The organism is Enterococcus sp. DIV0800, from assembly GCF_050559735.1.
GTDB classification, from domain to species: Bacteria; Bacillota; Bacilli; order Lactobacillales; family Enterococcaceae; genus Enterococcus_A; species Enterococcus_A devriesei.
Map to the genome: position 1 here is coordinate 1,782,105 of NZ_CP187898.1, position 21,913 is coordinate 1,804,017.

Annotated in this window: 24 protein-coding genes and 1 other annotated feature; of the genes, 3 read left to right on the top strand and 21 right to left on the bottom strand. The window is 39.6% G+C overall.

The features are described from left to right. Nucleotides 1–115: 115 nt before the first annotated feature. The 4 genes from efp to IGI54_RS08690 form a co-directional block, all read right to left on the bottom strand. Entirely contained in the window at nucleotides 116–673 is a 558-nt protein-coding gene (efp, locus tag IGI54_RS08675; RefSeq protein ID WP_071860856.1) for an elongation factor P, read from the bottom strand. A 192-nt stretch (nucleotides 674–865) separates the two neighbouring features. Next, entirely contained in the window at nucleotides 866–1,930 is a 1,065-nt protein-coding gene (locus tag IGI54_RS08680; RefSeq protein ID WP_430620467.1) for a M24 family metallopeptidase, read from the bottom strand. A gap of 153 nt (nucleotides 1,931–2,083) precedes the next feature. Beyond that, nucleotides 2,084–2,326, bottom strand: a complete 243-nt coding sequence (locus IGI54_RS08685; RefSeq protein ID WP_169818922.1) for a GlsB/YeaQ/YmgE family stress response membrane protein — start codon at nucleotides 2,324–2,326, stop codon at nucleotides 2,084–2,086. 204 nt (nucleotides 2,327–2,530) lie between these two features. Next, complete coding sequence (locus IGI54_RS08690) at nucleotides 2,531–3,229, bottom strand: hypothetical protein (protein WP_430620468.1); 699 nt, start codon at nucleotides 3,227–3,229, stop codon at nucleotides 2,531–2,533. Between the two features lie 183 nt (nucleotides 3,230–3,412). Here IGI54_RS08690 and IGI54_RS08695 point away from each other — a divergent pair, with 183 nt between their 5' ends. Both IGI54_RS08695 and IGI54_RS08700 read left to right on the top strand, forming a co-directional pair. Continuing rightward, nucleotides 3,413–3,943 (top strand): PadR family transcriptional regulator, encoded by a 531-nt coding sequence (locus IGI54_RS08695; protein ID WP_216428417.1) that lies wholly within the window; start codon nucleotides 3,413–3,415, stop codon nucleotides 3,941–3,943. A gap of 113 nt (nucleotides 3,944–4,056) precedes the next feature. Next, nucleotides 4,057–5,274, top strand: a complete 1,218-nt coding sequence (locus IGI54_RS08700; RefSeq protein ID WP_430620469.1) for an MFS transporter — start codon at nucleotides 4,057–4,059, stop codon at nucleotides 5,272–5,274. A 91-nt stretch (nucleotides 5,275–5,365) separates the two neighbouring features. Here IGI54_RS08700 and IGI54_RS08705 read toward each other — a convergent pair whose 3' ends face one another. Further along, nucleotides 5,366–6,079, bottom strand: coding sequence for a glucosamine-6-phosphate deaminase (locus tag IGI54_RS08705; protein WP_430620470.1), 714 nt, complete (start codon nucleotides 6,077–6,079; stop codon nucleotides 5,366–5,368). Between the two features lie 184 nt (nucleotides 6,080–6,263). Between IGI54_RS08705 and IGI54_RS08710 the strand changes: the two genes are divergently transcribed. Then, complete coding sequence (locus tag IGI54_RS08710; RefSeq protein WP_430620471.1) at nucleotides 6,264–6,788, top strand: PadR family transcriptional regulator; 525 nt, start codon at nucleotides 6,264–6,266, stop codon at nucleotides 6,786–6,788. A gap of 29 nt (nucleotides 6,789–6,817) precedes the next feature. On the opposite strand, the gene IGI54_RS08715 is transcribed toward IGI54_RS08710, so the two are convergent. From IGI54_RS08715 to IGI54_RS08790, 16 genes are all read right to left on the bottom strand, one after another. Then, nucleotides 6,818–7,168, bottom strand: coding sequence for a DUF1622 domain-containing protein (locus IGI54_RS08715; protein WP_315306489.1), 351 nt, complete (start codon nucleotides 7,166–7,168; stop codon nucleotides 6,818–6,820). 15 nt (nucleotides 7,169–7,183) lie between these two features. After that, a complete protein-coding gene (locus tag IGI54_RS08720) occupies nucleotides 7,184–7,834 on the bottom strand; it encodes a DUF3267 domain-containing protein (RefSeq protein WP_430620472.1) in 651 nt (216 codons plus the stop codon). A gap of 297 nt (nucleotides 7,835–8,131) precedes the next feature. Next, nucleotides 8,132–8,851: a hypothetical protein gene (locus IGI54_RS08725; protein ID WP_430620473.1), complete on the bottom strand. Its 720-nt coding sequence runs from the start codon at nucleotides 8,849–8,851 to the stop codon at nucleotides 8,132–8,134. A 285-nt stretch (nucleotides 8,852–9,136) separates the two neighbouring features. Further along, complete coding sequence (gene sufB, locus IGI54_RS08730; protein WP_071860817.1) at nucleotides 9,137–10,531, bottom strand: Fe-S cluster assembly protein SufB; 1,395 nt, start codon at nucleotides 10,529–10,531, stop codon at nucleotides 9,137–9,139. A gap of 71 nt (nucleotides 10,532–10,602) precedes the next feature. Continuing rightward, the gene (sufU, locus tag IGI54_RS08735; RefSeq protein ID WP_430620474.1) at nucleotides 10,603–11,076 is read right to left on the bottom strand and encodes a Fe-S cluster assembly sulfur transfer protein SufU; all 474 of its coding nucleotides are present in this window, start codon (nucleotides 11,074–11,076) and stop codon (nucleotides 10,603–10,605) included. Continuing rightward, the gene (locus tag IGI54_RS08740; protein WP_430620475.1) at nucleotides 11,063–12,298 is read right to left on the bottom strand and encodes a cysteine desulfurase; all 1,236 of its coding nucleotides are present in this window, start codon (nucleotides 12,296–12,298) and stop codon (nucleotides 11,063–11,065) included. The genes sufU and IGI54_RS08740 overlap by 14 nt, the downstream gene beginning before the upstream one ends. Continuing rightward, the gene (gene sufD / locus IGI54_RS08745; RefSeq protein WP_430620476.1) at nucleotides 12,298–13,575 is read right to left on the bottom strand and encodes a Fe-S cluster assembly protein SufD; all 1,278 of its coding nucleotides are present in this window, start codon (nucleotides 13,573–13,575) and stop codon (nucleotides 12,298–12,300) included. Before sufD ends, IGI54_RS08740 begins: the two co-directional genes overlap by 1 nt. 13 nt (nucleotides 13,576–13,588) lie before the next feature. Next, entirely contained in the window at nucleotides 13,589–14,359 is a 771-nt protein-coding gene (sufC, locus tag IGI54_RS08750) for a Fe-S cluster assembly ATPase SufC (protein WP_071860813.1), read from the bottom strand. Between the two features lie 205 nt (nucleotides 14,360–14,564). Further along, a complete protein-coding gene (locus tag IGI54_RS08755) occupies nucleotides 14,565–15,335 on the bottom strand; it encodes a DeoR/GlpR family DNA-binding transcription regulator (protein ID WP_071860812.1) in 771 nt (256 codons plus the stop codon). 104 nt (nucleotides 15,336–15,439) lie between these two features. Beyond that, complete coding sequence (locus IGI54_RS08760) at nucleotides 15,440–16,300, bottom strand: ketose-bisphosphate aldolase (RefSeq protein ID WP_071860811.1); 861 nt, start codon at nucleotides 16,298–16,300, stop codon at nucleotides 15,440–15,442. After that, a complete protein-coding gene (locus IGI54_RS08765; RefSeq protein WP_430620477.1) occupies nucleotides 16,300–17,712 on the bottom strand; it encodes a PTS fructose transporter subunit IIC in 1,413 nt (470 codons plus the stop codon). The genes IGI54_RS08760 and IGI54_RS08765 overlap by 1 nt, the downstream gene beginning before the upstream one ends. Beyond that, on the bottom strand, nucleotides 17,709–18,167 hold the full coding sequence (locus tag IGI54_RS08770; RefSeq protein ID WP_430620478.1) for a PTS sugar transporter subunit IIA: 459 nt from the start codon (nucleotides 18,165–18,167) through the stop codon (nucleotides 17,709–17,711). Before IGI54_RS08770 ends, IGI54_RS08765 begins: the two co-directional genes overlap by 4 nt. A 215-nt stretch (nucleotides 18,168–18,382) precedes the next feature. Further along, nucleotides 18,383–19,225 (bottom strand): MetQ/NlpA family ABC transporter substrate-binding protein, encoded by an 843-nt coding sequence (locus IGI54_RS08775; RefSeq protein WP_313629931.1) that lies wholly within the window; start codon nucleotides 19,223–19,225, stop codon nucleotides 18,383–18,385. Between the two features lie 19 nt (nucleotides 19,226–19,244). After that, on the bottom strand, nucleotides 19,245–19,931 hold the full coding sequence (locus IGI54_RS08780; protein ID WP_430620479.1) for a methionine ABC transporter permease: 687 nt from the start codon (nucleotides 19,929–19,931) through the stop codon (nucleotides 19,245–19,247). Further along, on the bottom strand, nucleotides 19,924–20,958 hold the full coding sequence (locus IGI54_RS08785; RefSeq protein WP_071860806.1) for a methionine ABC transporter ATP-binding protein: 1,035 nt from the start codon (nucleotides 20,956–20,958) through the stop codon (nucleotides 19,924–19,926). The genes IGI54_RS08780 and IGI54_RS08785 overlap by 8 nt, the downstream gene beginning before the upstream one ends. Before the next feature lie 299 nt (nucleotides 20,959–21,257). Next, nucleotides 21,258–21,510 (bottom strand) — a binding site (T-box leader). 63 nt (nucleotides 21,511–21,573) lie between these two features. Continuing rightward, nucleotides 21,574–21,906: a glycine cleavage system protein H gene (locus IGI54_RS08790; RefSeq protein ID WP_071860805.1), complete on the bottom strand. Its 333-nt coding sequence runs from the start codon at nucleotides 21,904–21,906 to the stop codon at nucleotides 21,574–21,576. Nucleotides 21,907–21,913 lie beyond the last annotated feature (7 nt).

Sequence of the window (21,913 nt, forward strand, 5' to 3'; positions counted from 1 at the left end):
ATTTCTCGTTTGCTTTTAGATACTGTAAAAGGTTGGACTGACATCCTTATTCGGTCAAATGTACTTATTTTTTCTTTCAGGAAAAATAATTCTGATGTTCCTGTCGTATCTTAGTTTAGGCTCGTGAAACGTAGCTGCCGTCTTGTGTATTCACGATTAATTTATCACCTTGATTGACGAAAAATGGCACGTTGACAGTTAAGCCAGTTTCCATTACAGCAGGTTTTGATCCGCCTGATGATGTATCGCCTTTAATATTTGGTTCTGTTTCAGCGACTTCTAGCACTACTGTATTTGGTAGTTCAACCCCTAAAACTTCGTTGCCATACATGATGACGGTCAACTCAGTATTTTCTAAAACATAGCGCATTTCATCCGCAATTTGTTGTTTTGGCATTTCGATTTGTTCATAGCTTTGCATATCCATGAAAACATAGTTGTCGCCGTCATCATAGAGATATTGCATTTTATTATTATCAATCTGTGCTTTTGCAACTTTTTCACCGGCACGGAAGGTTTTTTCTTGAACCGCACCCGTACGTAGATTTTTTAATTTTGAACGAACGAAGGCTGCACCTTTCCCCGGCTTCACATGTTGAAAATCGACTACGCGCCAAATGCCGCCGTCCACCTCGATCGTCAAGCCAGTTTTAAAATCGTTTACTGAAATCATGATACTTCCCCCTAATTCATTGCAAGGTAATTACTTTGGTAAAGTGTTACAAAATAATTCCAAGCCTTGTTACATCTGTTCGTTTTCTTGCAAGGCAAAGAAAACAGACACATTGATTGATACCCCATCTTTTCAGATTTGGTTCTAGTTTATCATTTCTTGTTTACTAACGCTACCACTACTCAAGGACTCCTACAAAATGATGAGCTCCTTTGGCGATTGCGTTAAAATTCGATTACCTTCTGCTAAAATCACTAGATCATCCTCGATCCGTACCCCACCTAAGCCAGCTAAATAAATGCCCGGTTCATCGGTAATAACATTGCCTTCCATTAATGGTTCATCATTGGAACGGCTGATATTCGGTCCTTCATGGATCTCCATTCCGATCCCGTGACCGGTGGAATGGCCAAAGGCTTCCCCGTATCCAGCTTCGCTAATGAAATCGCGAGCAACCGCGTCTAGCTGCGAACCCGTCACACCTGCTTGTGCAACTTCAAGAACTTTTTTCTGTGCTTCTAAAACGATTTGGTAGATATCCTTCAACTGCTGTCCTGGATCTCCGATTGCAAAGGTCCGTGTGATATCAGAAACATACCCTTGATAAACACAACCGAAATCAAGCGTAATCAGATCTCCTTGTTCAATCATCTTTTCACTGGCCACACCATGAGGCAATGCTGAACGTGCACCACTAGCAACGATCGTCTCAAAAGAGGTTCCACTGGCACCTAATGACCGCATATAAAAATCAAGTTGGTTGGCTACTTCAATCTCAGTCATGCCCGGCCGAATCATTTTTAGTACATGATCGAAACCTTCGTCAGCAATCGCACAAGCTTTCTCAATAATTGCGATCTCGCCATCATCTTTTTGCTCTCGCAGTTTTTCAATCAGGCCGCTGGCAGGTGCCAACTCGGCATCGATCACCTCTTCAAAGATCGAATAATCGGCATAAGTCATTACAGCATCTTCAAAGCCGAGCACGTTAACTGATTCACTTTCCATCAGCTTAAGCAACTCACTAACGATATCCCCTTGATGCTGAATAATCGTCATTCCTTGAATTTGTTCGCTAGCTTGTTCAATGTAGCGAAAATCTGTAATAAAGAAGGCTTGCTCTAATGTAATCAAAGCCATGCCCGCCGTGCCAGTAAAATTCGTCAAATAACGAAGATTTGCTGGACTGGTAACTAAGTAAGCATCGATGATTGCTTTTTCCATCAATACACGCAATTTTTCAATTCGTTTTATCATTCTTATCACCCATTATCCATTATAGCAAAGAGTTCCAAAAAGCTGAACGAACACGATTAGAAAAAAAGATTGAAGCTTAAAGCTTCAATCTTTTGGATAAAGAAATATGATTTATTTGTAAATAAGAAAAGAGTCTATGCTACAAAAATTTTTTTACCGTCTGCCGGTAAAAAAGGAAGCTACGGCTACAACAATGACCGCGCCTAAAATAGAGGGGACTAACGCCATACCTGCAAGATGTGGCCCCCAGTGACCAAATATCGCTTGTCCAATATACGAACCGGCTAACCCAGCGATAATATTTAATACGCAGCCCATTTGTTTTCCTCGACCGGAAATACCACCACCGATGGCTCCAATCAACGCGCCAATAATCAATGTCCATAACATAATAATCCTTCCATTTTTTAAATTCATCCCGAATACATCTTTTGAGCCAAATAATTTATGCCTCTGTCAAGCGCTTTTTGAGCCCTTTTGCAAAAAGTTTCGCAAATGTGAAACCTTAAATAAGCCCGCCATAATCACTTTTCCCTTTTTGTAAGCGGCTAATCTACTGTAAAAAAACACCAATTTGGCTGTACCTGTGAATAACTCTTATCAAATAAGATCTTTCCGCAGCCTTACCGCATTTTTTGCCCAATCGATCGTACCTAAGCGATAAGGAAAGTTTCCTTCTATTGAAAAGCTGCCCACTTCAGGCACATTGATTTTATTCATACGGGCACTACCCTTCGCTAAATACCCCGTTCCCATTTTCAGCATATCTTTTAAATTAAGATTACTGCCGGAATATTCTTTAACAATCCCATAATTATTCGTGATCGCTGACAAACGCGGACGCACTGTTTTACGTTTCATTAAGCGAATAATATCCTCCTGCCGCTCGAAAACGTCGATTCGACCGTCCTGATCAATTTGATAGCTGATATACGCATCAATTTCTGCCAAAGTCAGACGTTGTTCGCCTTTTTGAAACGTTTGGCCGCTTTTCAAAGCAGTGAACTCTTTGTAGACGGTCACTGGCATTTTGCCATCTGCCTCCAAACCAGCCTCTTCCACTCCTAAAAGACTATCCGACTTTTTCAGAATCAAATATTTTTTTACTTCTATTGAAAAAGCCAGCGAAAAATAAGTTAAAAATTTTTCGATCGGTACTTGAGTATATAATTCGCCTAAAGTCAGCTTTTGAATTTTTATCTCTGGTGAGACCCGCAGTAAACTATTTACACCGCCGGTCAAATCATACACAAAGAAGCTCGAATACTGACGGTCATCAAATACAAACAAAACTTTCATAACGATCTTCCTCTCTAGAAATAAGTTTAGCGAAAACCAACGACAAAAACATCCGTCAAAAGTCTGAAAAAACCGCTTTTTGATTAGTTGCATTAGCAAAAATAATAAACAATGATACAATGGATACGGAGAAATTCCTACAAATAAAAAAATGCAAAATATCCTTAGCAGAAAGGATCGATCATGAATACCATTAGTTATGTAATTTTAGCGATGCTGATTCGCTCACCCTTGACCGGTTACGAATTAAAACGTTTCTTGAATCTTTTTTGGGAGGCCCATCATAGTCAAATCTATCCTACTTTAAAAGAGCTGCGAAAACAGGAATTAATTGAGATCGTCGATATTCCCGACGGTAAACGTAAAATCTATGATATTACTCCCGCAGGCAAAGAGTTAGTAAAGGAATGGGTCTTCAGTAAAAGCCATGCTCCCTCTCAAAAGGATGAATTTTTGGCGAAGGTCTTTACGATCTCTGCCTTGGATCGAGACACTTCAAAATTTTTGATTATGGAACGTCAACAGTATTTTCAAGAGCAGCTAAGCGAGTATTCCAAAGTCTTAGACAGCTTAAGCGACTTGAACCAAGCAGAACGCCATAAAAATTTTGGACGGGAACTGATTATTGAACGAAAAATTCGTTTGTGTAAAGAAGAGCTGGCTTGGTGTGAGTGGGCTGGAGAAAAAATTGAAGCATACTTTTCAGAAAAATAGCAACTAATCATTGGAGCAGATCATTTAAGATCTGTTTCTTTTTTTACAAAAAATATATGTAAATTTATTTATGTAAATATTGACATAAATAAAATTCATGATTAAACTAGTGAATGGAAAGTGGTGACTTAATGGAAAATTTAAACGAAAACGAATTGGTTAAGGAAAAACAAAATGGAAAGGCTGCTTACGTTGTCGCGTTTGCTTGTATGATTGCTTTCATGGGGATTGGCTTGGTTGATCCAATCTTGAACTCCATCGCAAAATCTTTACAAGCAACACCGGCGCAAACAACCTTACTGTTTACCAGCTACATGATGGTGACAGGAGTCGTGATGCTCTTCACCGGTTTTGTCTCTAGTCGGATCGGCACAAAAAAGACCTTGATGTTAGGACTTTTTATTATTATTTTATTTGCGCTTTTTGCTGGCTTATCTCATTCGATTGATGCCTTGATTTATTTTCGGGCAGGCTGGGGCTTAGGAAATGCCTTATTTATCTCAACGGCGTTGTCCGCGATCGTCAGCGTATTGATTGGACAAACAGAAAAATCCATCATGCTTTATGAAGCAGCGATGGGCTTGGGAATGTCGATTGGACCGTTAGTCGGCGGTTCACTAGGGTCAATTTCATGGCGTTTGCCCTTTGCTGGTGTTTCTGTGCTAATGCTGATTTCTTTCTTGTCGATCGTTATCATGTTCAAAGAACCCAAGGGCGATCAAGAAAAAGTTGCGCTATTAGCCGGTGTGAAGGCCTTGAAAAATCATAAATTACGTTCGGTCGGCTTGATCGCTTTACTTTACAATTTTGGCTTCTTTACCTTATTAGCCTACGCTCCCTTCTTACTACCAAATTTTTCTGAAATGCAGATTGGTATGACCTTCTTCGGGTGGGGGATTTTACTAGCAATCTCGTCCATCTTTTTAGCTACTCGGATTGAAAGAATGATTGGAACTTTTTATACCTTAATGATCGGCTTCATTGGTTTTGTCATTTGTTTACTCTTAATGGGGATCAATGCTGATCAGCCTAACCTGGTCGCGACTGCGTTGATCGTAGCCGGCTTCTTCCAAGGAGTCATCAATACTTTGATGACTACGATTGCGATGGAGATTCCTGGAATCAAGCGTAACATTGCTTCTTCTACTTACAGCTTTGTCCGCTTCTTTGGCGGCTCACTGGCACCCTTTGTCGCAGGCCTGATTGGGGCAAAATTTGGCGGGAATTATACTTTCTACTTTGCCAGCGCAATGGTCTTCATCGGGATTTTATTGATTGTTATTCATTCACAGTATTTTGAAACGGTTGAAGAGGAAGAACTAAAAAATTAATTTAAAATAGGCTGCGTTCTCAATGAGAACGCAGCCTATTTTTTGCTCTTAATCAAAAAAGAGTACAAATGAATGCACTCTTAGAAATTATTTATTCAGTTAATTCACTTGCGGCTTCTTGGTCTAAGATCACTGTTAAATTAGGATGCAAACGTAAAACTGAAGCCGGCACGTCTTCTGTGATTGGGCCTTCCAATGCTTGTTTGATGATTGCCGCTTTCTTTTTCCCATTAGCGATCAATACCAGTTCCTTAGCAGCCAAAACCGTTTGTGGTCCAAAGGTGACCATTTCCGTTCCGGGTGTATGAGGCGTCGCTTGATCCAGCAGTTGATACAAATCATCATCTGGAGCAATCGGCACACGATACACCCCATAATCAAATGAAGTAAATCCCGGCAGATTACCACAAAAATGACCGTCCTCGCCGATCCCCATCAAGACAAGATCCAACCCACCGGCTTCAGCAATCTGATAGTCATAATCTTGGTAATTTTCGGCATCCAAGACTTCAATATTTTCGGCCTCAATTCCTAGCGGTTGAAATAATTCTTGCATCAGTGCCTGCATCGTCAACCCGTCTGCTTGATCCTTCAAGCTGATTTCATCAAAGTTATAAAAATGCGCCAAGCTTTGATCAAACTGTACTGCTCGCAAACGCTCATCCAAAATCTCATACGTTCGTTTCGGCGAAGAACCTGCCGTCAAGGCCAAGTTCACCCGATGATTTTCCGACCACTTCAGCAAAATCAAATCAGCCGTTACCTGACTCAATGTTTCATAATCTTCTGTTACTAATAATTTCATCTTACCACCTACCTTTTTTATTTAATAATAACATAGCAAAAAAAGAAATGTAAACGGATTCCAAATCCGTAAAACCTCTTCAAACTTGACTTTGATGCAAAATATAAATAGTATAAACTATAGTAAAATAGTTAATATTGCTATATTTTATACTATTTTAAACTGATAGGAAGGAGATCTTCTTGTGCGAACAATTGATTTGATTGTCTTAGGTATTTTAAAAAGAGAAGCTCTTAGTGCGTATGATATTCAAAAACAGGTCACCTCACGGAATATTTCTCAATGGGTCAAAATTAGTATTCCATCAATCTATAAGAAAGTCATCCAGCTAGAAAAACAAGGCTATCTAAAAGGTACAGTAGCAAAGACAAGCAAGATGCCAGAAAAAGTGATTTACTCCTTAACCAAAAAAGGCCGCCGGGAGTTTGAGAAATTAATGCTGGGCATCGCTACCCGTCCGATTAATCTTCACTTAGATCTCAACGCCGTTATTCTAAACTTAGACAATCTTTCTCCCGCAGATCAAAAAACTTGTTTAAGCATTCTTGAAGCAAATATTAAAAGTACCAAGACAAATCTAACGAAGATCAACGAAACACAGCAAGAACTTCCAACACTTTCCACAACTGAAAAAGCGGTCATGCATCAGCAATATTTATTAATCGAAACGATTGAGCGATGGCTCACGGAAGTAAAGCAAACCTTTTAATTCCAGTCAAAGTGATTGTTATACCTTCATTAGACTTCTGAAAACTCATTGATTTCCTTATTTAAGAAATAAGAAATCAAGGTTCGAATGAGGACGATCATCGCCAACTTGATGATGTCTTGGAAAGTCGGATGAATGATTGATTCAATGATGTCCGCTACGATCAGAAATTCCAAGCTTAATAAAATATAACTGCCTAAATAAGCCTTGATATATTTATTTTTCTCCAAGGTCGAGGAACAGGCCTGATTTCTTCCTTGCTGGAGCAATTTGATCAAGGAAAGAAAAGCACCAATCACAATAATAAAAATCGATAGGACATCTAGCAGTAGAACAATTGGATGAAAAAAGAATTGAATAAGTGCTTCAAATTTTGCCACTTTACACACAACCTTTTACGCTATTTTACTTCCGTCAATAGCGTATTCATTTTTTGGTAAATACAACAAAGCCTGGCTGCTCAGGATGATCGATCTCAATGAACCCTTATGAATCCCATGCGCTTTCCAAAAAATCAATAAATCAGCGGTAGCCATAAAAATATTAAACGCCGAAAGCAGAAGAAACTCCGTATTAGGCACTAACAGCGCAAGAAGAAAATAGCCGCCTCCCAGTACCACAGCTGGCGCTAATACTCCGAGCTTATAAGCTTTTACCTCCAAAGCTTCACAGCAATGACAATACGGCATCAGCTCAATCAGATTAAAACCAAAGCTGATACTTTTCATTTTCTTTTTAGCGTAATTCGCCCAAGCCAGTCCATGCAGCAGCTCATGAACTGGAATGGAAACAACCAACAAAAAAATGACCAGCTTAAAATCACTTTCCCACAGCGGAATTGCCTCTTTGCCCCAACGCCAAAAATAGCCGATCACCACCAATACAATCAATGGCAACGACAGCAGCATATCAAGGGAATTCGTATCCTTCAGTGAGAAGGTCCGATCCTCTTTCAAATAATTCTTCTTCTCTAAACGTTGACACAGCGACTCAAACGCTTCATATTCTTTCTGCTTTTTCCCTTTACCCTTCCTTTTCAACTCCATACTTATCCCCCCAAACCCATGTCCCCACATAGGTGATTTGTAAAAACATTCTTCCCCTGATACCAACCACGGATCTTTGTACTAATTATTTAAGACTCGACGTCCAATAAATACTCTGCAAAAAATCTTCTCTCTCCATTATAAAGCCAAAGCCAATCCCGCCTCTGCCCATTTCCTTAATAGATTTATCAAATTACTGGTTTCACTTAAAAAAAACAGCCAAACTTCCAATCAAACTTTTACTAATGAATTCGAAAAAACCAGCGACTCTTTTGATAAGTCGACTGGTTCTATTTTTTACTCTTGAATCATTTCACCGCTTGGTGTTTCGGTAAGATAAGCATATTCTCCCACAGTCTCAATAAAAACTGCGCTACTTTCAGTCTCCGTCTGATTTCCTTTCAATAGCGAAATCTTTTGCGTGATTAACTGTAACAACGGCTTCAAATTTTCTTCAGTATCAATCGCTTTTGTAGCAATCGCTTGGCAAAGACCTCTTAGTTGATTGGTCTTTTCTATTGATTCCAAGTATTCCTCGCCATCTTCAAGTTCCTCACCTAATTGCTGCCAATCAAGCTGATCAAAGTACGCATCAAAAATTGTAAAATCCAATTTAAAAATAGATAAAAGGAATAATTCTCTGATTTTTTGGTTCTCTTTTAACAATTTAGCTAGCTCACTAGAACCATTAGCAATTTCCAATCCAAGCTCAGTCAGTACTGAAAAATTATGTTCATATTCCTTTTTCAGCTTCTGATAAATCTGCCGCGTTTGTTGCACTTCTTTTTGTTTCTCACGATACTTAACGAATTGGAACAGCAGCAAAACTGCTAAAATTGAAAAGAAACTACCAAAAAAAGCCGTTGACGCGCCAATATATGTTTCGATAATGTTGATTCGTTCATTAAAAAACTGCTGATTGAAATAAACTAGCGCGATGCCAGTAATAGCCAATACCTCATCAATTAGAATAACAGCCAGAGTAACAATCGTTAATTTTTGCTTTTCAAAATTCATTGTTCACCCACGCATCCATTTTGAATGCTTCTCCTTATATTTATTTTTATTTTTTTAAAACTAACAGCTATTTATCACCTCACTTAAAAATGTAAAAAATATTGATTATTTTTATACACTCAACGTTATAATCGCTTTTAAATTATAACTAAAGATAATTACGCGCGTTCTAATAACGTTTTTTATTATATCATTCTTCCATTGCATTATAAAGAGCACATAAACATTTCAAATAAAAAAACTCGAAACGCTGAATTCTCAACGTTTCGAGTTTTAGATTAATTGCTACCCAACAGACCCTTCCATCTCATACTGAATCAGACGGTTTAATTCCACAGCATATTCCATTGGTAATTCTTTTGTAAATGGTTCAACGAATCCCATCACGATCATCTCTGTTGCTTCTTGTTCAGAGATGCCGCGACTCATTAGGTAGTATAATTGTTCTTCCGAGATTTTTGAAACTTTCGCTTCATGCTCTAAAGAGACATTTCCATTCAAGATTTCGTTATACGGGATCGTATCAGAACTTGATTGATCGTCCATGATGATCGTGTCGCACTCGATGTGACTAAATGAGCCTGCGCTATTACGACCAAAGCGCACGGTTCCGCGATAGTCTACCGCGCCGCCGTCTTTGGCAATGGATTTTGAAACGATTGAGCTGGAAGTATTTGGTGCATTATGGATCATCCGCGCACCGTTATCTAAGACAATGTTTTTGCCGGCTACGGCGATTGATAGCATCGTACCACGGGCGCCTTTGCCTTCCATGTAGACACTTGGATATTTCATGGTTACTTTTGAGCCTAAGTTACCATCGACCCACTCCATTGTCGCGTTTTCTTGAGCTTGCCCACGTTTAGTTTCCAAACTGTATACGTTGTTCGACCAGTTTTGGATCGTCGTATAACGGCAATAGCCATCTTTTTTAACGAAAACTTCTACGACTGCGGCATGCAAACTATCTGAAGAATAGGTTGGTGCGGTACAGCCCTCAACATAATTGATGCTGGCGCCTTCGTCGACGATGATCAGTGTGCGTTCAAATTGTCCGGTGTTGGCTGAATTGATTCGGAAGTACGACTGGATCGGAATATCGGTTTTCACACCTTTTGGTACGTAGATAAAGGTTCCGCCAGACCAAGCTGCCGAGTTTAAGGCAGCCAATTTGTTATCTGAGGGTGGCACCAATGTTCCGAAATATTCTTTGAACAACTCAGGATATTCTTTCAAAGCTGAATCGGTATCAGTAAAGACGATGCCTAATTTTTTGAACTCGTCTTTCATGTTGTGATAAACCACTTCGGATTCGTATTGAGCCGAAGCACCAGCTAAGTAAGCACGCTCTGCTTCTGGTATTCCTAAACGTTCAAAAGTTGTTTTGATTTCTTCTGGTACATCGTCCCAATCGCGGGCCGGTTTGTCGCTGGAACGAATGAAATAATTGATTTTATCGTAATCCAGTTCGGACAAATCAGGTCCGTAACCGGGCATTTCTAATTTTCTGAATGTTTCTAAGGACTTCAAACGAAAATCCAACATCCATTCTGGTTCTCCTTTTGCGCGGGAGATTTCGCGAATAACTTCTTCAGATAGACCTTCGCCGGTGGTAAAGACCGGTTCGATATCATCGTGAAAGCCAAATTGATATTCCTCTTGCATTTCAGGTACACTCATGTAATCCCGCTCCTAACTTCTTACTTTATATGTACTTACTTTCTTTTCAGAAAGATAAGTCGGGTATTCTTTTAATCCTTATGAAATTGTCCTTCTCTAGCTTTACCTTGTTCATTGGTCAAGGCTTTGCCTAGTGCTTTCCAAGCTAAGGTGGAACACTTGATACGAGCTGGGAATTTTGCGACACCGCTAAGCATCGCCGCATCGCCCAAAGCCTCTTCATCTTTTTCTGGGATCTCATTGCCTTGAACCATTTGGGCAAAGATCACGGCTAAATGTTCCGCTTCCGAGACAGGCTTGCCCACCACTGCGTCAGTCATCATTGACGCGCTAGCGGTTGAGATTGAACAGCCACTGCCGGAAAACGCGATATCAGTAATAATATTATCCTTCACGATCAATTCAAGCTCGATCACATCACCACAAGTTGGATTATTCATCTCGATTGTTTGCGTGGAGTCACTCAATTTTCCACGATGATGCGGATGAGAGGAATGATCCAAGATCACTTGCCGATACAAATTGTCTAATTTAGAGAGCGCCATGCTTGAAAAACTCCTTCGTTGCCTGAATTGCTTCGATCAAACGGTCTGCATCTTCTTTCGTATTGTAGAAATAGAAGCTGGCCCGCGCCGTCGCTGGCAGATTCAAATAATTCATTAATGGTTGTGCACAATGGTGGCCCGCCCGAACTGCGACACCTTCCATATCTAAAGCCGTCGCTACATCATGAGGATGGATACCGTCTAAATTAAAGGCGATCACACCCGTATGATGTTCAGGATCTTGCGGTCCGTAGGTGGTGATTCCATCTATTTCGTGTAATTTTGGTAACACATAGTCCACTAATTCTTGTTCGTATTGATGGATCTGCTCCATCCCGATCTCGTTTAAATAATCAATCGCCGCACCTAATGCGATCGCTCCAGCGATATTGGGTGTGCCGGCTTCGAATTTCCAAGGTAATTCTTTCCATGTACTATCATAAAGATTCACGAAGTCGATCATTTCGCCGCCAAACTCGACAGGTTCCATTTGTTCCAGCCATTGACGCTTGCCATATAATACACCGATTCCGGTTGGTCCACACATTTTATGTCCACTAAAGGCAAAGAAATCTGCGTCCAACGCTTGGACATCTACTTTCATATGGGGAGTTGCTTGAGCGCCATCTACAATCATCACCGCGTTATTGGCATGAGCCAGCGCTGCTAATTCTTTGATTGGATTGATCACACCAAGAACATTGGAGACGTAGGCGAGTGACACAATCGCTGTTTTTTCATTGATGATTTCTTTTGCAGCAGTCATATCAAGGAAACCGTCATCCGTTAATGGGACATAACGTAATGTCGCACCCTTGCGTTGGGCTAATTGCTGCCACGGAATAATATTTGAATGGTGTTCCATGTAGGAAATGACGATCTCATCGCCTGCTTCAACAAAGGCATCGCCGTAGCTGCGAGCCAGCCAATTCAGACCAGTCGTTGTTCCACGGGTAAACAATACTTCAGCGGTTTCCTTAGCATTGATAAATGCACGAACTTTTTCGCGACTATTTTCATAATCTGCGGTTGCCCGCTCAGCTAAAGTATGGACGCCGCGATGGACGTTGGCATTGTCGTTTTCATAGTAATGACGCAGCGCATCCAAGACTTGCGTCGGTTTTTGCGTTGTTGCTGCATTGTCTAAATAAACAAGTGGTTCATCATTTACTTCTTGGAAAAGAATCGGAAAATCTTTTCTAATCGTAGCAAAATCCCTCATTATTTACTCAACTTCCCTTCGATCGTTGCGATCAGTTGCTCTTGAGTGGCTTTGATTGGAATTGCGGTGATCACAGGTCCTAAGAATCCACGGATCACTAATCGTTCAGCCGCTGCTTTTTCTAACCCGCGACTCATTAAATAGAATAATTCGTCTGGGTCAACGCGACCAACACTGGCTGCGTGTCCGGCGGTCACTTCATTTTCATCAATCAAAAGGATCGGATTGGCATCGCCACGAGATTTTTCAGATAGCATCAAGACACGACTTTCTTGTTGCGCATCAGCTCCCTTGGCACCTTTTAAAATATGCCCGATCCCGTTGAAGGTCAAGGTCGATTTTTCAAGGATGACACCGTGTTGCAAAATATGTCCGATCGTATGAGGGGCTTTATTGGTAACTCTTGTATCGATCCCTTGGATTTGTTTACCGTCACTAATCGCGACGATCTTGACTTCTGAATGAGCACCTTCGCCGACTAAATCAGAATCAAAGTCAGCAACTACATTGCCATCATTCATGATCCCCAAAGCCCAATCAATCATGGAATCCCGCATCAAATATCCCCGACGGTTCATGTAAGTCGTAATGTTTTCACCTAAAGAATCTACTGCCGCAAATTTCACCCGCGCACCTGGCTTCGTAATGACTTCAACGACAACGTTTCCTGAAAGTTTCTTGGCGGCAGCGCCTTGTGATTCAAAGCGCTCCAAATAAGAAAATTCACTGTTGTCTTCTGCCACGATCAATACGTGTTTGAAGAAATGTGATTCTTCATCACCATTATGGATGAATAAGCTTTCAAGTGGTTCTTCGATTACGACATTTTTTGGTACATATAAGAAGACGCCATTGTTCATAAACGCGGCATGTAAAGCAGTCAAACTATTTTCTTCCACTGGCACAGCTTTCGTCATGTAATATTCTTTGACTAACTCAGGGTGTTCTTGGATCGCTGTTACAAGATCCGTAAAAATCACGCCTTGATCTGCCAATTTTGGTGAGATTTGTTCGAAAACGGTTGTTTCACCCGTTTGGATGATCATTGGATTGTCTTTCATTTGGTCGAAGCCAGGAATCGTTCCAGCCGCTGCTTGATGTTCTGGCTTGACGTTGTAAAGATTCCAACGAGCGAATTTCACCTTTTCAATGACGGGTAAAGGCAGCTCGTCGATTTTATTTAATGCGTTGATGCGTAAATCAGTCATCCATTGAGGTTCGGCCCATTCGGCTGAGAAAGCTTTGACGGCCTCAAGATATTCTGTCCATTTTTTCATCTATCTTGCCCTCCTAAACTTCTTCTTTGTAATCGATACCTAATTCAGCAGAAATCCCTGCGTAGCCTTCAGCTTCTAAACGTTTCGCAAGATCTGCATCACCAGTCAAGACTACTCGTCCATCCATCATAATGTGCACAACATCAGGTACGATATAATTCAATAGACGCTGGTAGTGAGTAATGATTAAGGCACCAAAATCATCGCCCCGCATTTCATTGATTCCTTTTGCAACGACTTTCAAGGCATCAATATCTAAACCTGAATCGATTTCATCTAGAATCGCAAAGGTCGGTTCGATCATTAATAATTGTAAAATTTCATTGCGTTTCTTTTCTCCACCTGAGAAGCCTTCATTTAAATAGCGTTCAGCCATTTCTTCTGGCATATTCAATAATTCCATTTTTTTATCTAGCTTTTTCAAGAATTGCATCACAGAGATTTTTTCGTCTTCTTCACGACGGGCATTAATTGCTGCCCGCATGAATTCGGCATTACTGATCCCAGGAATTTCGCTTGGATATTGCATTGCTAAAAACAAGCCTAAGCGCGCGCGTTCGTCAACTTCTAAGTCTAAAATATTTTTGCCATCAAAAAGGATTTCGCCTTTAGTCACTTTATAGTTTGGATTTCCCATGATTGCGGCAGATAACGTTGATTTACCTGTCCCATTTGGTCCCATAATAGCGTGGATTTCCCCAGTCTTCATTTCCAGGTTAACGCCTTTTAAAATTTCTTTATCTTCAATGGCTACGTGTAAGTCTTTGATTTCTAAAACTGACATGAAAGTACCTCCAAATATTTTTTCTCGTTCTCACACATTTTAATCTAAATGAGAATGGAATACAAATTGATTCACCGATTTTCTTACGGAAAACTGAGGTTTATTTAGAATTATTATAATTTCGTTTTTAGATACGACAATTTAAGTTTTATTTATATATAAAAAAGAACCTGAAAAGATTTTCCTTTCAAAGCTCTTAATCGTATTAGTATAAACAAGTAATATGATGTTGTTTTAATTTATCTATTTTCTCAATAGAAAGTGGTATTTCCGTAATTAAATAATCAATTTCATGACAGGCAAGTGATTGATACATATACTTATGATCTAATTTATCTATTGTAGCCAGTACCGCTACATGATTTGCCTGTCTTCGAAAAGCTTTCTTAATTAACGCTTCTCCTTCGTGAGTTTCTGTGATTCCATGATCAAAATCCAATCCCCGACAACCTATAAAAGCTATGTCAGCATTATAAGTGAGTATATCATTGTAGGCTTTCGAGCCATTAATTGTCGCTCGTTTGGGTACAATAGATCCACCTAATATAGATACATGAGCACTAGTAAATTCGCTTAGCATAGCTGCAGTCAACACACCATTCGTAATTATTTGAAGTCCATCAAACTTACTTAGATTTTTTATTAAATGTAAGCTTGTGGTACTTGAGTCCAAAAAAATAACCATATCATCTTTGATTAGAGTACACGCCACATCTGCGATATATTGTTTATTATCTTCTTCATTTAAATGTGTAACTTTCATTAGATAAGGCACATCAATTTTTTTATTATCTACAATCATGGCCCCACCACGGGTTCGCCTAATCAATCCACTACCTTCAAGTAAAACCAAATCTCTTTTTATTGTAGCTTCACTATAGTTAACTAATTCAATTAAGTCTGTAACTGTTGCAAATTGGTTAATTTTCAAGTAATTAACAATCTGCTGTTGCCGATCTTCAACTGTAGTTAGCATTTTTATTTAGCTCCATTCCTATAAAATATTCTCACTTATACATTAACATTATTAATGGAAAAGAAGACAGCTCTTTCAAAAAATTGAAAGCCCTGTCTTTTTTATTAATATAATTCAGCTTTTCCGATTGTGTTTAGTACGCCTAATTTGTGTTTTACAACTTCTCTCACTTTGTCATTGGCTTCTGGAAAAACATCTCCTGGCTCATACATTTCTGGATTTTGACTCAATACATCACGTAGAGCATCAAAGAAAACGCTCTTTAGATCAGAACTTAAATTAACTTTTGCTACGCCATACTTAACAGCCTCACTAACCTCAGAATCAGGATTCCCTGACCCACCATGTAATACAAAAGGAATATCAATCCGTTCATTCAATTCTTTTAGCAAATCAATATTTAATTTTGGCGTCATATCTTTAGGATAAAGTCCGTGAGCAGTTCCAATTGCTACGGCAAGAGTATCAATTCCAGTTTCCTTAACAAATTCCTCTGCTTGATCAGGGTCAGTATAAATAATATTTGCCGATCCACCTTCTGCTGATCCATTATTTCCGATTGTACCTAATTCTGCTTCAACTGAAACATTTATATTGTGTGCCAGTTCAACAACTTGTTTAGTAAGGCTCATATTTTCCTCATAAGGTTTAGTAGATGCATCAATCATTACAGAAGTATATCCATTACGAATAGCTCGCATCACATCTTTAACTGATCCCCCATGATCCATGTGAATTACCACCGGGACTTTACTATTGTGTGCGTATTCTTTCGCTGCCGCTACAAATTCATCATTTAGATAAGCAATTTCATCTGGATGTATCTCCAGAATAACCGGAGCATTTTGTGATTCTACTTCCTCCATAATAGCTTTCATCATATCATAGCTACAAATGTTAAAAGCAGGTACTGCAAATTTATTTTCCTTCGCAATTTTCAATAAATCTTTCATTGTATACAACATTAAACTTCCACCTCATTAATTATTTTTTCAGATGATTCTTTTTTTATTTCAACTGTTACTGGTTTTTTCAAAACACCAACAGCTAACGCCGTTACTATAGTTCCAGCAACAATAGCTAATACGTACATTGGCAAATTATTCATGACGTTAGGAATCAGCATAACCCAAATCCCACCATGAGGAGCCATTGAGGTTACTCCTGCTGCCATAGAAATTCCTGCCGCAGTAGCAGATCCAAGCATTAAGCTAGGAATTACTCGAATCGGATCTGAAACTGCGAATGGTATAGCGCCTTCAGTAATATAAGAAGCACCTAGTATCCAGCATGATTGTCCGGAAGTTCGTTCTTCCTTAGTAAATTTATTTTTAAATAAAATGGTCGCTAATGCTAATCCCAACGGAGGAGTCATGCCAGCTGCCATACATGCAGCAATTGGTGCATTAACCCCTGCGGACATTAACCCTATTGAAAAGGTAGAAATTGATTTATTGATTGGACCACCCATATCTGCAGCCATCATAATACCAATTAACAAACCAAACATAAGTCCAGAAGTATTTCCTAATCCATTTAACCAACTCGTTAACGTTTCCAACACCCAAGCAATCGGTTTATCAATTAGAAATACCATAGCAAGCCCAATTACTAAGATTGAAACCAAAGGAACAACAATTAACTGATAGATTGCAGCAAGTTGTTTTTTAACATTAATTTTATTGGCCAACAAGTCAGTAGCATAACCAGCTAGCAACCCCCCAATCATACCACCCAAAAATCCAGAACCTCCATTAGCCGCAAGTAAACCAGCAACAATCCCTGGAGCAAATCCGGCTTTACCAGCAATTGAGCTGGCAATACCCGCACCCAGTGCAGGAACCATCATTGCAAAAGCTGTCCCACCTCCAATAGTTGATAGTGCTCCTGCAAGAATGTTATAATCAGCAGACTCAGGGTCAGAAGCGGTTATCCCAAATGCGAAACTTAGAGCAATAATTATTCCACCTGCAATTACAAAAGGCAGCATATAATTTACTCCATTCATGAAATGGTTATAGATTCCTCCTTGTCGTTCTTTTGAATCATTTCCTTTATCTGCTGAGACTTCTATCGTTCCAACATTATTAAGTGCTTCTTCAATTACTTCTTCGGGCTCCTTGATTGCCCTACTTGTCGAAACTCTCTTAACTTTTTTTCCTGCAAATCGACTTGTATCAATATCTTTATCAACAGCTAAAATAATTGCATCCGCGGAATTGATTTCTTTTGCTGTAAGTACATTTTCTGTTTTTGCACCTTGAGTTTCAAATTTTGCTTCATATCCTAATTTTTTTGCAGTAACTTCCAGCTTTTCAGCAGACATATACGTATGTGCAATTCCCGTTGGGCAAGCTGTAATTCCAATTATTTTCATGATGATTCCTCCTTGTTTATAATCTCAAGTATCTCGGCTGCGTTAGTAGCTGATTTCAACTGTTTCCTAAATTCTAGGTCCATTAATTTTCGTGACAATCTACTCAAAATTTCTAAATGAATTTCAGAAGCTTTTTTAGGTACTATAATAGCAAAAATGCATTCAATGGGTTTCTCATCTAATCCAACGTAATTATCCATTTTTCCTGTATGCGCAAAGCAAACTGTAGGCTTTAAGACAGCTTTACTTTTTGTATGCGGAATTCCAAATCCATCTTCAATACCAGTAGAAGTCTCTAACTCTCTTTTGTATAAATCCTTAATTACTTTTCTTGCTTTCGTAACACGCTGATTTTCTTCGAGTATCCGACCTATTTCTTCAAAAAGCTCATCTTTTGAGCTTATCGATTCATCAAAAATAATCAAATCGCTCATCATCAAATCAATCAAATTCATTATAAAACCTACTTTCGTAACTAGGTTAGCGCTTACCTTGTTTATGAGGATACTATATCATCGCTACCTATATCGTTCAATGTTTTGAACGATTTTCGGTTAAAAAGTCTTTTGTAGCTAAAAAAGCTCATATATATTGATCCAAAATGATCATTATATATGAGCTTTAGAATAATAAAAAAATCCTTAATACAGATGTATTAAGGATAAACGTTCTATTTATCGACTGGCTTCACTGAGCCGTCCCATTTCTTCAAGATCCAATCTTGAACATCTTTTTCATGTAACACTTTCACTAATTTTTCGATGCGAGGATCATCTTTATCTTCTGTTCGAACAGCAATGATGTTTGCATATGGAGAATTGTCTTTTTCAAGTAATAGCGCGTCCTTCACTGGATTTAATCCAGCACCGTAAGCAAAGTTTGCGTTAATCGCAACTAAATCGCCTTCGTCGTTGTTGTAAGTCGTTGCAAGTAACGCTGGATCGATTGAGTGTTCGAATTTCAAATGCTTAGGATTTTCAGCGATATCGTCAAAGGTTGCCGTTTCTAAATCAACACCGTCTTTGATTTTTACTAAACCTGCATCTTGTAAAATCGTAATGATCCGACCCCAGTCAGATTCGGAATTTGAAGTAATGATGGTTGCCCCATCTTTTAAATCTTTGATGTCTTTGATCTTCTTAGAGTATAAGCCCATTGGTTCAATGTGAACCGCACCGACATCGGTAAACTTGTAATCATTTTCCTTCACGGCTTTGTTAAAGAATGGTTTGTGTTGGAAGTAATTGGCATCGATATCTTTATCTGCTAGTGCTTTGTTAGGCAAGACATAGTCATCAAATTTTTTGATTTCCAGATTCACGCCTTCTTTTTCAAGTAATGGCTTCACGTGCTCTAAAATTTCCGCATGGGGTGTTGGCGATGCTCCCACAACTAGCGTTTCACTTTTTTCTTTACTGCTACTGTCTGATGAACCGCTGCTGCTATTTCCGCAAGCCGCTAATCCGACTGTTAATAATGCTACTGCTGCAAAACCTAAAATTTTCTTTTTCATTATAATTTCCTCCTAGTTTTTAACGTTTATCTGTTCTCTTCGTCAAGAAATCGCCGACTCCTTGAACGATAAACACAATAATTAAAATGATGACTGTTGCTACTAATGTAACTGTATAATTTCCACGTTGATAGCCTTCTTGCCAAGCCAACGCTCCAAGCCCACCTGCACCGATCGCACCAGCCATTGCGGTGAAGCCGATCATCGAAACCGAGGTAACCGTCAACCCAGAGATCAACGCTGGTAGACTTTCTGGAATCAAGACTTTGTAGATTGTTTGGAAATAGCTGGCCCCCATCGAATCTGCCGCTTCCAAGACTCCAGAATCAACTTCTCGAAACGCAATTTCTACGAGTCGGGCATAAAATGGGGCCGCCGATAAGACTAGCGCCGGAATCGCTGCTTTCGCTCCCAGCATCGTTCCTACTAACACTTTCGTGAAAGGAATGATCAAGACCATTAAGATCATAAAAGGGGTGGAACGAAAAATATTACTGATAATGGAGACTAAGCCGTATAAAATACTATGGACACCTGAATGCTTTCGTCCAAGGGAATAAAGCAGTAAGCCTAGTAATAAACCTAAAACAAATACTATCACCATCGAAATGATCGTCATGAACAATGTATCGTTGATTGCTTCCTTCAAGGTGTCCCATGATACTTGTTGAAAATTTAAATACGTCTCTGTAAAACTTTTATCCACGGTGCAACACCTCCACGCCAACTTGTTGAGCTTCAATAAAAGCGATCGCTTGGTCTACCTCTGCTGAATCACCAGTGAATTGGACGGTCAGTGTTCCAAAAGAACTTCCCGTAGAGCGCTCGATATTGCCATAAACGATGCTGATGTCAATTGGAAATTTACGAATCGCCTGTGAAACCACTGGCTCACCAGCATTGTTTTCTAAGAAGTGGAGCGTCGCTAACGTCCCGGTTGGATTCTCTTTGATAAACTCTGCTAACAAAGCTGATGGATCAGCTTTCGGTTCTAAATCTTGTTGAACGAAAATCTTAGTCACTTCCTGTTGTGGATGGCGGAAGACTTCGCGAACGGAACCTTCTTCGACGATTTTCCCTAATTCCATCACAGCGACCTTGTTACAAATTTTCCGGATCACATTCATTTCATGGGTGATCAGCACGATCGTCAGTCCTAATTTCTGATTGATATTCGCCAACAACTCCAAAACCTCTTCGGTTGTCTGGGGATCTAAAGCACTAGTGGCTTCATCACAAAGCAGAATATCAGGATCATTGGCTAAGGCGCGAGCAATGCCGACCCGTTGTTTTTGGCCACCGGAGAGTTGTGAAGGATACGCATCCCCCCGACCATCTAAGCCGACCAAACTTAATAATTCTTGCGCTTTTTGTTGACGCTTGTCTTTGGCTACGCCAGCCAGTTCCAACGGTAATTGAATATTTTCACTGACCGTCCGTGACCATAATAAATTGAAATGCTGAAAGATCATCCCAACTTTTTTTCGAAACGTTCTTAATGCGGGGCCTTGTAACTTGGCGACGTCCTCATTATTGACTAAGACTTGACCGCCAGTCGATGCTTCCAACCCATTCAATAAACGAACTAAGGTACTTTTGCCTGCACCAGAATAACCGACGATGCCATATACATCTTTTGCTTCAATTGCTAAATTTACTCCATTGACTGCGTGGATTGTTCCCTTTTTGCCGGCGAAACTCTTCTCCACTTGCTTCAATTCAATCAATGCCATCTTTCTTACTCCCTTTCTGTGGAACGGTAACTTACGGATTATTTTTTTTGCGACTAGAATGTGATAAATCCTGAAGCAACTAGCTCAGACGAAAGAATTCATTTTTTAAAAAAATATTCGATCTTCGCACACATACGATTCAACTAATCGCGCTAAAGCGCGAATTGGGACTCGCAGTCGACTCAAAAAATGATGACTGTAAATTTTTATCTTCGTCGACATATCATTTTTCTAACCTGCTAAAGCAGGAAGAAAAACTGACAAAAAAAGCTTCCGTCCTAGTAAATGTACGTTTGTACATTTAGGACGAAAGCTTTGACTTCCGTGTTACCACCTAAAATTTATTATGATTTCACAATCATAACCTCTACCAGTACTTGCCTATGGCGCATACTGAGGTGCTATAACGGGCACTCCCGTGAAGGACTTGGCACTCGCCTCGTCGATCCTGCTCAAAGACCATTTTCCATCTCACTCGCGTCACTCCTTTTCAGCATACCGGAGCTCTCTTTGTACGTTCATCAGATGTACTTTTCTTTTCATCGCTTTCTCATGTGTATGAAAGGATTATATCAGGGGATTTTTATCCTGTCAAACATCAAATGAAAATTTTCTTTATAGTTTTTCAAAATCAGCTGCGTCAACTTCTCGCAGTGAAAGAATCCAGGCATCCATTTCATCCTCAGTGTTTAATGCTTTCGGATCAGCAGCTACTTTTTCGCTAATGGATGAAACGACTCCGGTTAATGGACTTTTAAATTCTTGGACCGCTTTTTCAGCTTCGATTTCCAATAACGGTTCGCCTGCTGTTACTTTTTGGCCGATCTTCGGTAACGAAATGAAGGTTACCTCGCCAAGTGTTTCAGCCATTTCTTCGGTTAAACCCATACAAAAATCTTTATCATTATGTAAAATCCACAGACCATCATTTTTTTTCAAGTAATTCATTTCTTTA